Origin of the sequence: Halorubrum tibetense, from assembly GCF_042661865.1 — an archaeon.
In the GTDB taxonomy this organism is placed as follows: domain Archaea; phylum Halobacteriota; class Halobacteria; order Halobacteriales; family Haloferacaceae; genus Halorubrum; species Halorubrum tibetense.
Genome location: NZ_JBHSWW010000044.1, coordinates 1 through 14,398, shown reverse-complemented (window position 1 = coordinate 14,398; position 14,398 = coordinate 1). Strand labels below are relative to the sequence as shown.

General features: G+C 68.3%; 12 protein-coding genes and 1 tRNA gene. 4 read left to right on the top strand and 9 right to left on the bottom strand.

All coding sequences use genetic code 11. The features are described 5' to 3' along the window. Window positions 1-375 (bottom strand): biotin operon repressor (locus tag ACFQEU_RS05120; protein WP_379779922.1); only part of this gene is annotated, 375 nt, incomplete at its 3' end. A gap of 151 nt (window positions 376-526) precedes the next feature. Between ACFQEU_RS05120 and ACFQEU_RS05115 the strand changes: the two genes are divergently transcribed. From ACFQEU_RS05115 to ACFQEU_RS05105, 3 genes are all read left to right on the top strand, one after another. Continuing rightward, window positions 527-2,317 (top strand): aldehyde ferredoxin oxidoreductase C-terminal domain-containing protein, encoded by a 1,791-nt coding sequence (locus ACFQEU_RS05115; protein ID WP_379779920.1) that lies wholly within the window; start codon window positions 527-529, stop codon window positions 2,315-2,317. Beyond that, window positions 2,317-2,703: a 2Fe-2S iron-sulfur cluster-binding protein gene (locus ACFQEU_RS05110; RefSeq protein ID WP_379779918.1), complete on the top strand. Its 387-nt coding sequence runs from the start codon at window positions 2,317-2,319 to the stop codon at window positions 2,701-2,703. The genes ACFQEU_RS05115 and ACFQEU_RS05110 overlap by 1 nt, the downstream gene beginning before the upstream one ends. Window positions 2,704-3,667: 964 nt before the next feature. Beyond that, the gene (locus ACFQEU_RS05105; protein WP_379779916.1) at window positions 3,668-4,255 is read left to right on the top strand and encodes a hypothetical protein; all 588 of its coding nucleotides are present in this window, start codon (window positions 3,668-3,670) and stop codon (window positions 4,253-4,255) included. 21 nt (window positions 4,256-4,276) lie between these two features. On the opposite strand, the gene ACFQEU_RS05100 is transcribed toward ACFQEU_RS05105, so the two are convergent. From ACFQEU_RS05100 to ACFQEU_RS05090, 3 genes are all read right to left on the bottom strand, one after another. Then, window positions 4,277-4,750 carry a hypothetical protein gene (locus ACFQEU_RS05100; RefSeq protein ID WP_379779914.1) on the bottom strand — a complete coding sequence of 158 codons (474 nt, stop codon included), beginning with the start codon at window positions 4,748-4,750 and terminating at the stop codon, window positions 4,277-4,279. 64 nt (window positions 4,751-4,814) lie between these two features. After that, window positions 4,815-6,698: a Glu-tRNA(Gln) amidotransferase subunit GatE gene (gatE, locus tag ACFQEU_RS05095; protein ID WP_379779912.1), complete on the bottom strand. Its 1,884-nt coding sequence runs from the start codon at window positions 6,696-6,698 to the stop codon at window positions 4,815-4,817. Between the two features lie 169 nt (window positions 6,699-6,867). Beyond that, window positions 6,868-6,952: transfer RNA gene (locus ACFQEU_RS05090), tRNA-Leu, on the bottom strand. Window positions 6,953-7,103: 151 nt separating this feature from the next. Here ACFQEU_RS05090 and ACFQEU_RS05085 point away from each other — a divergent pair. Beyond that, on the top strand, window positions 7,104-7,664 hold the full coding sequence (locus tag ACFQEU_RS05085) for a DUF420 domain-containing protein (protein ID WP_379779910.1): 561 nt from the start codon (window positions 7,104-7,106) through the stop codon (window positions 7,662-7,664). 28 nt (window positions 7,665-7,692) lie between these two features. On the opposite strand, the gene ACFQEU_RS05080 is transcribed toward ACFQEU_RS05085, so the two are convergent. The 5 genes from ACFQEU_RS05080 to ACFQEU_RS05060 all read right to left on the bottom strand — a co-directional run bounded on the left by ACFQEU_RS05080 (window position 7,693) and on the right by ACFQEU_RS05060 (window position 14,242). Further along, window positions 7,693-8,319, bottom strand: coding sequence for a halocyanin domain-containing protein (locus ACFQEU_RS05080; RefSeq protein ID WP_379779908.1), 627 nt, complete (start codon window positions 8,317-8,319; stop codon window positions 7,693-7,695). A 206-nt stretch (window positions 8,320-8,525) separates the two neighbouring features. After that, a complete protein-coding gene (purF, locus tag ACFQEU_RS05075) occupies window positions 8,526-10,028 on the bottom strand; it encodes an amidophosphoribosyltransferase (RefSeq protein ID WP_379779906.1) in 1,503 nt (500 codons plus the stop codon). 96 nt (window positions 10,029-10,124) lie between these two features. Continuing rightward, on the bottom strand, window positions 10,125-10,511 hold the full coding sequence (locus tag ACFQEU_RS05070; RefSeq protein WP_379779904.1) for a DUF5820 family protein: 387 nt from the start codon (window positions 10,509-10,511) through the stop codon (window positions 10,125-10,127). A gap of 145 nt (window positions 10,512-10,656) precedes the next feature. Then, complete coding sequence (rqcH, locus tag ACFQEU_RS05065; RefSeq protein ID WP_379779902.1) at window positions 10,657-12,882, bottom strand: ribosome rescue protein RqcH; 2,226 nt, start codon at window positions 12,880-12,882, stop codon at window positions 10,657-10,659. A 79-nt stretch (window positions 12,883-12,961) separates the two neighbouring features. Continuing rightward, window positions 12,962-14,242 (bottom strand): S8 family peptidase, encoded by a 1,281-nt coding sequence (locus ACFQEU_RS05060; protein WP_379779900.1) that lies wholly within the window; start codon window positions 14,240-14,242, stop codon window positions 12,962-12,964. Window positions 14,243-14,398: the final 156 nt, after the last annotated feature.

The window sequence follows — 14,398 nt, the reverse complement described above, 5'->3', positions numbered from 1 at the left end:
GACCCCGCCACTCGGCGCGACCCAGTCGCGGTCGAGCCGACCGCGGCTGCCGGTCTGCTCGTCGGCGACCACGGCGACATCGCTCTGCCCCTCCTCGGCGAGACGTCGGGCGCGGTCGTTCGTCGAGGGGATCGAGTCGTGGTAGTCGACGCCGTACGGCGCGTCGAGACCGAACTCGATCCCGGCCGCACAGTACGCGGGGTCGGTGGGCGCGACGTAGCCGTCGTCGGTCGATCCGACCTCGAACCCCTCCTCACGGAGCGCCTCGACGGCCTTCCAGACGGCGGCTCGCGACACGCCGAGGTCGTCGGCGAGCTCGGGGCCAGAAACGGGCCCGGACCGGAGCGCATCGAGCAGCGCGCGGCGTGTACTCATATCCGGAAGGAGCCGCCGGAGGCCGAAAGCCGTTCGGGTCGGCCGTTCCGGCGACCCCTGATCGGCGCGACACCACCGACCACGGATCGGCCCGACCCACTCCGGCCGCCTCGGGGGTCACACCTTTTGCGGTTCGGTCGAACATAAGCGCATGAGACACGCTGAGGGACCCCTGCTCACGGTGGATCTGACGACACGGCACGCGACCCGAACGCCGATCGACGACGTCCTCGACCAATACATCGGCGGGCGTGGGGTCGCGACCGCGCTCGCCCACGAGCGGATCCCGTTCGACGCCGACCCGTTCGGCCCGGAGAACCGCGCGTACCTCGCTGCCGGCCCGTTCCAGTCCGCGATGACCTCGTTCACCGGTCGGCTGTCGATGACGGGGCTCTCCCCGCTCACCGACGGGCTCGTCTCGACGAACGCGGGCGGCTACCTCTCGCGGGAGTTCGTCGGTGCGGGGATCTCGACCCTCGAGGTCCTCGGCGCGAGCGACGAACTGGTGATACTCCACGTCACCGACGAGGGCGTCGAGTTCGAGGCGGTTCCGGAGCTGCGGGAGGCGACGGTGCCGGAGGTGTCAGACTACGTGGCGGAGACGCGAGGCCTGGGCCCGGAGAACTGTATCGCGATCGGCCCCGCGGGCGAGAACCGCGTCCGGTTCGCGTCGGTGATGACGTACGACTCGCGGGCGTTCGGCCGCGGCGGACTGGGTGCGGTGCTCGGCGCGAAGAACCTGAAGGCGGTCACGTTCACCGGAAACGCGGAGCCCGACATCGAGATCCCGGACCCGCCGGCGATGGACATCCACCGGGAGGCGGCGACCGCCGACGACCGGATGAAGCGGCAGGGGACGACGGGCGGGACCGAGTTCATCAACGAGAACTTCTCGCTGCCGACGCGGTACTTCGAGGAGTACTCCTTCGAGGACGCGGCCGACATCGGCGGGGACGCCGTGGAGGCGAAGAAGTACAAGACCGAGGCGTGCTCGCAGTGTGCGTACGCCTGTAAGCTCCCGACCCGCGACGAGGCGCGCGGGGTGGAGACGGAGGGGCCGGAGTTCGAGACCGTCTACGCGTTCGGGTCGAGTCAGGGCGTCGGGAACATCGTCGACGTGATGCAGGCCAACGAGCTGTGTGACACCCTCGGGATGGACACCATCTCCGCCGGCGTGACCGTCGCCGCCTACCTCAAAAGCGTCGGGGAGTTCGGGAACGCCGAGCTGGCACGGGAGGTGACGGAGCGGATCGCGTATCGCGATCCCGACGACGAGACGGCGGACCTGCTCGCGGAGGGCGTCCACCGCGCCCACGAGGCGCTCGGCGTCGACGACTACACGGTGAAGGGGATGGAGTTCGCCGCCCACGACGGGCGGGTCCTCCACGGACAGGGGCTCTCGTACGCGGTCGCGAACCGCGGTGCCGACCACATGTACGCCGGGATGCTCTCGCCGGAGTACTCCGGCGAGATCGACCCCGAAGGGACGCTCGGGAAGGCCGACCGGCTCGTCGAGCTGGAGAACCACAACGCGATCCGTGACTCCGCGATCGTCTGTTCGTTCGCGGGCGATTACATCACCGACGAGCGGCTCGCGACGATGCTGGGGACGACCTACGCCGAGCTCCTCGCGATCGGTGCCGAAACCGTCCTACGCGAACGACATTTCAACAATCGACGCGGGATCGACGCCGGGGACGACACGCTCCCCTACGAGATCCCCGACCTCGACGCGGCGATACGGGAGTACTACGCCGCCCGCGGGCTCACTGACGACGGGCGGGTTCCCGACGATCGGATCGACCCGACCGCGGTCGGGGGCGCTCCGACTGCGAGCGGTGGGAGTAGCGGTAGCGGCGGAAGTAGTAGCGGCGCGGGCGGGGGTAGCGGCACGAGCGGGGCCGGCGAGGGAGCTAGCCGAGACGCCGGCACGGACGACTGATGACCGCGGCGACCGCCGACGAGGACCCGACCGTCGAGGTCGTCGTCCTCGACGGCGACGACCGGCACGTCCTCGCCGTCGAACGTGGTCGGACGCTGCGTGACGCGCTCCTCGACGCGGACCACTCCCCGTATACGAGCCTGACGAGTCGGCTCAACTGCGGCGGGCGGGGCGCCTGTGCGACCTGTGGCGTTCGCGTTCGCGACGGGCCGGGGCCGGATCACTGGCACGACCGGCTCGCGGCGCGGTTCGGCTACCCGCGACTCTCCTGTCAGGTGACCGTCGATCGACCGATGACCGTCGAACTGGTCGACAAGCGCGTGTGGGGCGGCCGGGAGCCAAACGCGGACCCCGATCCGGACGGCCCTCGGAGCGGCTCCCGCTGAACGGCCGGGAGACACCTCGTTTCCGGTGAAACCGCGGGTTCGGATCGACGGATTCGTCGAGGGGCGTCCATCGGACCGAGCGGACGTGACCGGCGTCCGTGTCGAGGCGGGCGCCGCGAGAGTCGTATATAAGGCCTCCTCCCAGCCATCTGGCATCGCAGTTCCGTTTAACTGGACTTCTTCGGACACGCTCCCGTCTGCAACGGGTTTTCACTGAAGAGTGCGTGTTGAGCGATATCGGGAGTACGTCCCTCAGACCGAGAGCAACGTGGTTGTACTTAAACGGACTGCGAGCGGCCGAGACGATCACTGATAAGTACGGATGCGGTGGCGCGCCCCGGTGAGCGGCCTGCTGGGCCGCTCACCGACGGCGCGAGGGAGCCCGGAACGGCGCTTATAAGCGCCGTTCCGGCGAGGCTGGGGAGGCGTGAGGCTGCAGCACTGTGCGGTGCGGGGTGGGACTCAAAGGGGCAGTCGGGAGGTCGGCGGAAGCGACGTAAGCACCGCAGGGAGCGAGTGAAACGAACGACTGAGGAGCGCAGCGAGCGTGCGCCGACCTCCCGACTGGGGCTTTGGAGGTGTTCACCGTAGAGTCATCGATCACGTATACCCAGCCGCCAGCGACACCACTCTGTCACTTATAAATAACCGATCACCCATCTCAATATACCCACTCCCGAAATATGCCGCTACAGATCCTGTACCGTCCGGAACGGGCCAGATCATATCAGTTGTGGAGAGTTACAACGGAGCCACTGGAGGATACACCTCAGTACGCCGGTCTTCGGAACGATACCGCGACACGTTCGCTGAGGATCGCGTCGGAAAGAGGGATAATCGAACCCGCTGACGCCGGCAGCGACCGCGACGACCGCTGATAAATACCGTCCGACTCGCGCTGTGACAACCCCGAACGCGCATCCGGGCACAAGACCCAAGTCCGCAGAGATGAATATCTTCGGGTATGCAACCCTCCAAAGAGCGGGAGGCAGACGACACGGACCCGCTCGACGACCTCGACGACCTCCTCGACGACGACCTCGCGAGCGGGGGCGGCGACACGGCGTCGGGGGGTGCGGCCGAGACCGCGGCTGACCCGGGTGAAACTACGACTGGCCCGACGACGACCGACGGCGGCGGGAGCGCCGACGGCGGGCGGATCGGGGTCGACGGGCGCTGGTTCTCGTTGAAATCACTCGCGATCGCCCTCGTCGCCGTCGGTATCGGCGTCTTCGTCGGCGGCTCGATCCCGCTCATCGGGGGCACCATCGGGTCGGTCGGCGGGGTCCTGCTCGGCGCGTTCCTCGTCGGACTGGTGTTCTCCTCGCGCAGCTATGCCGAGACCGGCGTTGCAGGGACCGCCGCGGGCGCGATGACGGCCGTGACGAGCGTGCTCGGCGTCGGCTTCCTCCCCATCGGCCTCGACTACCTCTCCGAGTGGGGACTGCCGCTGCTCGCCGTTGGCGGAGGGGTCGGGCTCCTCGTCGCCCTCGTCGGCCACTACTTCGGCCGCGACCTCCGTGCCGGGCTCACGAACGACGTGCCGGAGTAGCGGCCAGCGGACCCGACCGCTTCAGCGACTGCTCTCGCCGGAGCGGCGCACCGTCTGACCGCGCTCCCGCCGGCGGTACCCGACGGGTGGCCGCGTACGGCGTCGGATACGGTCGACGGCGACACCACCGAGATAACCGAATATGACCATCATCGGCGCGTAGGCGATCATGTCCGCGCCGACCCCGACGCTAGTCAGAAACAACAGATCCGGGTTCGCGTCGAGCGAGGGGATCCCGCCGAAGCGGTACACGTAGAACATCGCCGCCATGGGTCCCAACCCGACGAGGACACCGACGAACCCGTTGTTCGCGGCCGCGTCGTAGAACCCGCCACGGGCCGCCGCGACGCCGCCCGCGAGGAACGCCGCCGGGAGATTCCATGCCGGCCGGTCGAACACGAACACGACGGTCGCACAGAGCAGTGTCATCGTCACTACCACCCACGCGACGGTGTCGAGGTCGAACTCGAAGGAGGGATCGAAGGGCTCTCTCATGGGCCGGCGGTTCGGCCGATTCCGATATAAATCACGGTGTCCGCCCCGACCCGCACCCGGCGCGCTACGAGCGCTTTCCGATCTCCTCGCGAAGGACGTCCGAGACGACCTCCCCGTCCGCCTTCCCCCGGAGCGCGCCCATCGCCTCGCCCATCAGCCCGGAGAACGCCCCCATTCCCTCGTCCGCCACCTGATCGGCGTTGCGCTCGACGACCTCGACCACCGCCTCGCGCACCTCGCTTTCGCTCACGCCCGAAAGGCCCGCTTCCTCGACGGCCTCGGCGGCCGACAGCCCGGGGTTCTCCGCGAGCGTCGTCAACACCTCTGGGACACCCTCTTTCGCGAGCTCGCCCGACTCGACGAGTGTGAAGAGATCGAGGAAGTGGTCGTCGGTCAGCTCGTCGACCGGGGCACCCTCCCGGCGGATCTCCGTCGTCGTGGATTCGAGCGTGGTGGCCGCGAACGTCGGGTCGACGCCGCGGTCCACGGCGGTCTCGAACAGCGGGAACCGGCGGCCGAACGCGACCTGCTCGGCCAGCCCGGGGTCGAGACCGAACGACTCGACGTACCGGTCGGTTTTCTCGTCCAACAGCTCGGGCCGGTCTATGTCGGACGGGTCGGGCTCTACTGGCGGGACGTCCGTCTCGGGGTACATCCGGGCGGCACCGGGGAGTGGTCGGAGGTAGCGGGTCGTTCCGTCCTCGTTCGCGCCGCGCGTCTCCTCGGGGACGCCCTCGATCGCCGCGTCGGCGCGCTCGGCATCCGCGTCGACGGCGAGCTCGGCAGTCTCGGGATCGGCGGCAACGATGGCGACCGCGTCCGACTCGTCCACGCCGATCGCCTCGCGAAGGGCCGTGACCTCCGCCTCGGTCACGCCGTACGCGGGGAGCTCGTCGGTGTGGAACACCCCGCCCGCGCCGTGGCGCTTCGCGTGATCCGACAGCTCCGTCCCGAGGCGGCGGTCCGGTTGGATCTCTTGGCCGACCAGCCCGTCGAACCCGTACAGTGGCACCGCGGTGACCGCCCCGCCCGCGTCGAGCGCCCCCCGGATCACGCCGGAGTCCGTGTCGGCGAACGTCTCCGTCACCTCGCGCGGGTCGCCGACCGCGGCGTCGCGCTCGCGGAGCGTATCGCGGATCGCGAGCAGCTCCGCCTGCCGACCGACTTCGCCCCGGACGATATCCTCGATCCCCTGGAGGTCTTGGACGCCTTTCACCTCGACCCGTGCCCCCTCGGCGATCGAGACGTTGACGTCCTGTCGGATCGTCCCGAGCCCGCGTTTGACCGCGCCCGTCGACCGGAGCAGCATCCCGATGCGTTCGGCCGCCGCCTTCGCTTCTTCGGGGCTTCGGATGTCCGGCCCCGTTCCGATCTCGACGAGCGGGACGCCGAGTCTGTCCAGCGAGTAGACGACACCGTCGTCGGTCTCCTCGACCCGTTTGGCGGACTCCTCTTCGAGCATCAGGTCCTCGATCGAGACGGTCCCGTACGACGTCTCGATCTCGCCGCCCTGTCCGAGCAGGATCGACCGCTGGAACCCGGAGGTGTTCGACCCGTCGATCACGAGTTTTCGCATTACGTGCGCCTGATCGACCACGCTCACGTCGAGCAGGTCGGCGATCTGCAGCGCGACTGAGAGGGCCTCATCGTCGACGCGACGGGGGGGCTCGTCGTCCTCCTCAACGAGACACGTCGTGTCGTACGCCAGATACGTGAACTCGCGATCGACCCGGCTCTCCTCGACGGCCGCCCGGTCGAGCTCGCCGAGCTCGCTTTTGGTCGGATGGAGCTGCCGGGTGATCTCCCGTTCCGCCTCCGCGGGCTCGCGCTCGACGGTCGGGGAATCACAGAACAGCTTGGTCGCCGTGTCGAGCTGCTGGTGGATCTCCAACCCGGCGACGAGACCCAGCTCCTCGTGGTCGTACTCGGGGGTCGCGTCCTCGCTCATTAGCCATTGGTCCGGTGCCGCGTGACTAAAAGGGTGGCAGTTCGCGGCGCGAGAGGATATCTCCGGAACCGGTGGTACCGTCGCTCGTCGAGCGGTCGTCGGTAGGAATTGTGCGTGGGTGCTGTCGTAGAGACAACACCGTGCATCGATGGGGTGTGGCCCCGAGCGATGCGTGGGACCGGATTTGAACCGGCGGACCTCTACAGGACAGCGCCCTCAACGCTGCGCCGTTGGCCTGGCTTGGCTACCCACGCTCGCCGTCTTTTCTCGCGTTTTCCCGTACCCCGCCCCCGATTAAAAGCCCTTCCATTCGACACCGCCGTGTCCGGGAGTGACACCGTCGGATCGGCCCCCCGCGCTGCCGAAACCGGCAGCCGTTTGGGGCGGCCGTTCGTGAGGAGATGTATGACCGATTGGGCCCGCGAGAACGTCCCGCTCCTGACCGGCGTCCTCTCAGCCGTCGCGCTCGCGCTCGTCTTCGGTGCCGTCGGCGGCGTCATCCCGAGCTCGATCCTCCCACGGGCGAGCGACGGCGTCCTGGCCGCGATCCCCCATCTCAACGCCGCCATTTCCCTGACGGCGATCGGCACTATCCTTCTCGGCTGGCGTGCCATCTCCCGCGGAAACGTGGAACGTCACCGGGCGTTCATGCTGACCTCCTTCGGCCTCTTCGCCGCGTTCCTCGTCGGCTACCTCTACCGCCTCGTGCTGGTCGGAACCGCCGAGTTCCCGGGGCCGGAAACGGTGTACACGTTCGTGTACCTGCCGTTCCTCGCGATCCACATCCTGCTGGCGATCGTGTGTATCCCGTTCGTCTTCTACGCGTTACTGCTGGCGGCGACGCGGCCGTACACGGAGCTGTACGACACCCGCCACGCGTGGGTCGGGATGGTCGGGGCCGTCCTCTGGTTGATCTCCTTTGGGATGGGAATCGGCGTGTACCTGCTGCTCCATCACGTGTACTGAAACGGGGACGGAGGAACGGCGTCTCGGGTTACCGGTCGTGTTGCGCCTTCCGATGGGCCGCGTAGAACAGCGGCACGAGCAGGGCACCGGCGAACCCGAGGGCGAGCGCGAGCGCCCCGATATCCTCTGGAGAGAGGATCCGGTCGGCCCCGTCCGCGCCTCCTTCGACCTCGACGATCTCGTCGTCGATGTCGCCGATCGCGACGGCACCCTTCATGCCGACGGCCTCGTGGGGCGTACAGACGTAGTTGAACGTGTCGCCCTCCGCGGCGTCGTCGAACGTGTACTCGAACACTTCGCCGGCCTCGCCGACCGGGTCCCCGCTGTCGAAGACGCCGTCGTCATCCTCGACGACGTTGTGGCCGCCACCCTCGCCGGTCCACTCCCAGACGACGGTGGTCCCCGGGTCGATCAGGATCGCCGCGGGGCCGAATCGCAGGCCGTTCTCGCCCGCGCCGACATTGACGTGAACCTCGTCCTCGCCGCGATAGTCGTGCGTGCCGTCGTAGTTGTCCACGTCGTCGAGCCAGCCGTCGTACGCGGCGGCGGCGCTCCCGCTCCCCGCGGCGAGTCCCGCGGCGGCCGCGACACCCGCCGTGCCGGTCCGGAGAAGCCCGCGACGACTCATCGACGCGTCCTGGACGTTCGAACTCATACGGCACTCTCGTGTGGTGCGCGTATTTAAGGTCCCGATACGGTTCGCACGGGGTGGGATCGGTATCGGCTGATTTCGGGCTCTGGGCGGAGACCTGCGGCAGCGCCAACCGAATTCCGTTGTAGCCGATACCCGCCGTCAGTCGTCGTTCGTCACCCGTCGGCGAGCGCTGTCAGGCGATGCTCGGCATCGATCCACGCCACGCGTCAATCGTCGGCCGCCGTCGGCGCGTCCGGAGACGGGGCGTCGATTGACCGATCCGTCTCCTCCCCCTCGACGTCGAACGGGTACTCGCCGGTCACACAGCCGAGACAGAGATCCGCGCGGCTCGACTCCAGCGCGGCCGCGACCGCATCGATCGAGAGGTACGACAGCGAGTCCGCGCCGACTGTATCGCGGATCTCCGCGGTCGACGCGTCCGCCGCGATCAGCTCCTCGCGGGTCGCCATGTCGATGCCGAAGTAGCAGGGGGCGACGATGGGCGGCGCACCGATCCGGAGGTGAACCTCCTCCGCGCCCGCCTCCCGAACCAGCTCGACGAGCTGGGTCGACGTGGTCCCACGGACGATCGAGTCGTCGATGATCGTGACGGTCTTGCCCTCTACCGTCGACCGGATCGGGTTCAGCTTCAGCCGGACCGCGCGCTCGCGTTCGTCCTGCGTCGGCATGATGAACGTCCGGCCGACGTACCGGTTCTTCATCAACCCCTCCGCGAACTCGATCCCCGCCTCGTCATCGGGTCGGGGAGCCCCGTCGGCGTCGGTCTCGGCGGCCGCGTCGGCGTAGCCGGAGGCGAACGCCCGTCCGGAGTCGGGCACGGGCATCACGACGTCCGTCTCGACGCCGGACTCCGCCCAGAGCTGCCGGCCGAGCTCGCGACGGACCTCGTACACGAGCGAGTCGTCGATGACGGAGTCGGGACGCGCGAAGTAGACGTGTTCGAAGAAACAGTGGGCGGTGGCGTCGTTCTCGACGAGCTGATAGGAGTCGTACCCGGAACCGTCGGGCTCCAACACGACGAGCTCGCCGGGGCGGACGTCGCGGATCAGGTCGCCGTCGAGGGTGTCGATAGCGGCCGACTCGCTGGCGATGACGTAGCCGTCCTCGAGCTCCCCCAGACACAGCGGCCGGTTCCCCATGGGGTCACGGAGCCCCAACACGGTGTCGTCGTGCGTGATCGTCAGCGAGTAGGAGCCGTGGATCCGCTGCATGGTGTGTTTCACCGCGCGGACGAGGTCCTCCTCCAAGAGGTTCCGTGCGAGGTCGTGGGCGATCACCTCGGTGTCGCCGTCGGAGGTGAACGCGTGGCCGGCCGCGGCGAGCTCCGCGCGCACCTCGTCGGCGTTCACGAGGTTCCCGTTGTGTGAGAGCCCCAAGGAGCCGGACTTGAACGAGACGGAGAACGGTTGTGCACAGCTCTTGTCCAAGCTCCCGGCGGTCGGGTAGCGGACGTGGCCGATCCCGGTCGACCCAGCGAGCGACTCCAGGTCCCCCGCCTCGAACGCGTCGCCGACGAGCCCGCGCGCGACGTGGCTGTGCTGTTGGAAGCCGTCGTGCGTGACGATCCCCGCCGACTCCTGGCCGCGGTGTTGGAGCGCGTACAGCGCGTAGTACAGCGGCCGTGCGGCCGGTCGTTCCGCGAGAGAGACGCCCACGACGCCGCACTTCTCCCGCGGCTCGTCGTCGGCGTGGTCCCCACCGGATTGCATGGCCGGTTCTGCGCGAGGCGTGAATAAAAACCCTCGTGTTCGTGGCGTTCTCACCGGTTCAGTTGCCGTATCGATCCACGATCGTGGATGGGGAGGTCAGTCAGTCGACTCCCCGACCAGCTCGTCCAGCCGCGCGAAGTACGCTTCCCGTGGCACTTGGTACGCCGCCCGGTAGTCCACGTCGCCGTCAGCGAACCTGGCGGCGGCGTCGACGGCGGCTACGACGGCATCGTCGCGGTCGTCGTACGTCTCCGCGAGCGCCTCCACCTCGGGTTCCAAGAACAGGACGACGTGCCACTCGTCGGTCGCGTACTGGCCCGCCCCGGGCCGTGCCCGCCGCGAGCCGTTCGTCAGGTAGATCGTCGGCAGGCACGCGTCCGGGAGGTCGTCGCCGAAGGCGTCGGGTCGGAACGTGAGGATGACCCGGCCGCTGGGCTCCCGGTTCCACACCTGCCACCCGTCCGGGAGCGATTCGAGACTCATACGCCCACTCGGCGACCGACGCTTGAAAACGTCGCGCTCTCCCGAGGAGTGGACCCGCGATCCGACGGCCGCATCCGACGGTTGCATCTGACGGCTGCATCCGACGGCTACGTCCGACGACCGCGTCCAACAGAGTATCGACCGATCAGTCGACGATCGCCGACCCGCCCGACGGGAGGAACTCTTGGAGCTGGTCGGCGCTCGCCACTTTTCGGACGAACGACTGGTCCGCGAAGCGTTCTTTCAGTTCGCGGTACACCATCATCGCGGCGTCGTTTTGTGCGTACATCCCGGGTTCGAGCGTCACCGACGTGGCCGCGCGGTCGACGATCGCCGACGGTGGTCCCCCGATCGCCCGGGTGACCGGCTCGCACTGGACCCCGACGGCGACCCGACAGGGGACGTCCTCGAAGTACGTCCGCTCGCCGCGGATCACGAAGCTCCCTTTCTCGATGTACTCGCCGCTCTCCGGCGTCTTCGACACTTGGTCGGGCTCGACCATGTACGCGTCGCCCGCGCCACGGCCGTCCTTCCAGTCGGAGGAGTACGACACCGCGAACTGCGCGGCCTCCCGCAGCGTCGAGTCGTCCCAGTCGACGGGGTCCGCCGACTCCGAGGGGCCGGCCGCCTTCAACAGCGTGACCGGGCCGCCGTGGGCCTGGGTGTGGAAGAACCGGTCGTGGTTCCCCATGTACTTCTTCACCAGCTCCTCGTTCTGGTCAGCGTTGCGTCCCCCGATGACGAGGTAGCCGTCCGAAGTGTGGAACCACCGGAACCGCTTGTACCAGTCGTCCGGGCTCCGGATCGGTATCGACGGGCGGGAGAGCCAGTCGGTCTCGTACGTCTCGTCCTCCTCGTCGTCCTCCGCTGCGGCCCCGTCGTCCCCCTCCTCGGCGGCCTCCCACTCGGCTTTCCGTTCCTTGACGGCCGCCAGCTCGGCGCGGGTCGACTCGATCGCCTCCTGTGCCCCCTCTTTTTTCCCCTCGATCCGTTTTGCCTCCTGATACAGCCGGTCCGCGTTCACCTCAACGCCGGTGCTCGCGTCCAGCTCGACGCGAACGGTGTCGGCGGCCCCGCCGTCCCCGCTGTCGCCCGCATCTCCCGCGCCCTCACCACCCGCGTCTGTCTCGAGTGCGACCGTCACCGATCCGTTCCCGCCGTCGACATCGACGACGGCCTCGGCCGCCGCGATCCCTTGATCGGCGCCGGCCTCCAGCGTCTCGCGGATCTCGTCCCAGGACACGTCGTTCTCGCGGGCTTTCCGGACCGTCGAGAGCACCTCGTCGACGAGGTCGTAGTGGGCGTACACGAGCTCCGCGCGCTCGCGTTCCCGCTCCGCCTGCTCTTCGAACCCCTCGATCGCCCCCTGCTGCTGTTCGATGATCCGCTCCTGTTTGGCGATCTCCGCCTCGAAATCCGGACGGGACGGGCTGGCGTCGGCGGGGGCCTCCCCGGCGTCGGTGGCCTCCCGGCCGAGCCGATAAAAGTACTCGTCGACGGCGGCGTTGAAGGAGTCGAAGCCGACGCTCGGGAGCCCCTCGTTCTCCGAGAGCGGGAAGGGGGTGACGTCGACGACGCGCGGGTCGCGGTCGGTCTCGTCGCCGCCATCACTGCTGTCGAGCCGCTCTTCGTACACGCGCGGGTCGATGTCGCCGGATCGTAACCGCTCGCCCAGTCGTTCGAGCGCCTCGTGGAGGTCGCGGAGCTGGTCGTCGGTGGCTTCCCCGACCGGCGTCTCCTTCTCGACGCCCGCACGGGTACACACCTCCTCGGCGTACAGGCCGCCGAGATTGAGCTGGGTCGCGAGCGTCCGCACCACGTCGCTGTCGGACTCCCGCATGTGTCGTTTGAACCCGTCGAGACTCACGTCGAGCGGATTGAGCCGCGACGCCGGGTACTCGTACTGTGCGCCGGGCGCGACGGTCCGCGACTTGAGCCGCACCGTCGACAGCGACCCGACCACCTCGCCCGTCTCGTCGAGGGCCGCGACGTTGCCCTGGCCGAACAGCTCCGCGACGAGCGTCGTGTTCTCGTCCTCCCGCTCGAACTCGAAGGAGAGGATGCGGTCGAACTCGTACTGCGTGACGCCGGCGAAGTCTGCCCCGGAGAGCCGGTTCCGTAGCATCTTCGCGAAGTTCGGCGGGCGACCCGGCGCGTCCGCGACGTGTTCGGGGTCCGCGACGTGGGCCCGTTTGATATCCCCGACCTCGATCATGAGCTCGACCCGACCGTGATCGAAGTCGCGGAGCTTCAGCCGGAGCAGGTCGTCGTCGTAGAGATACGCCTTGTCGACCTTCGCGCCCTCGTACCGACCGAACTCGGTGACGAGCGCGCCGAGGTCGATGCTCGACAGCTCCCGCTTCTGGTCCATACCCAACGGAGACGAGCGGGCCGGAAAAAGGCGTGTCGTTGTAGGGCGGGAGCGAGCGGTCCCTCCGATCGGCACCCGATCAGTCGTCGTCCGCGATCGCTTCGACCGTCCGTAAGGCGTTGATGCGGCCGGCACCGAGCTCCGGATCGCTGCGGCCGTTCGCGAGCTCCGCACCCTGTTTGATCGCGCGCTCGACCTGGTTCGCGTTCGCGTCGGGGTCGAGCTCGCGGACCAGCGCGACGAGTCCGGCGACCTGCGGCGCGGCCATCGACGTACCGGAGATGAAGTCGTACCCCGGCAGCCCGACCGACGACTCCAGGTCGGTCGGCCACGTCGAGAGCACGCCGTTCAACGGGAACGGGATATCGTCCGGTTCGCCCTCCTCGCCCAGCGTCCGTGGGATCGTCTCGTACCAACCGCCCGGTGCCCCGACATCGATGTCGCTCGTGCCGAAGTTCGAGTAAAACGAGAGCGTGTCCGCGGGCGAGGTCGCGCTCACCGTAATCACTGCTGGAACGCTGTTCGGGAGGGTAAAGCCGCTCCCCTGGAGGTTACCTTCGTCGTTGCCGGCACTCCCCGTGATCGCGGTCCCCTGACGGGTCACGCTCTGGAACACGGTCTGGATCTCGGCTTTGAGCTGGTTCAGCGCCGAATCAGGCTGTTGAACGCCCGGGATCCCGAGGCTGAAGTTCGCCGCGTCGGCACCGATCTCGGCGGCGTAGTCGATCCCCGCGAGGATGTCGCCGAACGTCGCTCCACCATCCGCCGGGAACACCCGGATCGGAACGAGCTCCGTGTCAGGCGCGGTCCCCACCACGCCCTCCTCGCCGGTCGCGCCGACCGTTCCGGCGACGTGCGTCCCGTGGAACCCGGAATCGTCCGGGCCGATCTCGGGGACGTCGTCGTCGAGAACGAACGCTTCCCCGAGCTCCTCGTTGACGTTTCCGAGGTCCGGGTGATCGAGGTCGATTCCGGTGTCGACGATCGCGACGCTGGTGCCTTCACCGGTCGCGTACTCGTGTGCCGGGAACACGTCGGTTACCTGCTTATCCCACTGGAGATCCGACAGGGCGGCCCCGTCGCTCGGGAGCTCGTCGGCGTCGGCATCGACCTCCGGACGGTCGAAGTCGACACTCACGTCCGGGGTCGCGTCGGTGATCCCCCTGACTGCAGCCAGATCCGCGGCCGCGCCTTCGGGACCGGTCACGACGAGGACCGATCCCTCGGCGAGCTCGTGGCGGACAGTGAACCCCGCATCCGTGAGATTCGTCGCGGTGCCGTTCCCGTTCGCCCGAACGATGTACTGTACCGCCCCGTCAGCCGCGGACGCCTGGCCGGTGATCGTCGCGATCGCTCCCACACCGGCGGCTCCTTTGATAAATGTGCGTCTTCCGATGTTCATGGTTATTCTCCCCGTGAAGGGCGGTGTTCAGATAAGGATTGAAAGGTGAGGCGGTGCGTTTTCAAAGTGATCTATGCCCGAAAACGACCGCCTCGGCGGCTGTTTAGACGAGAT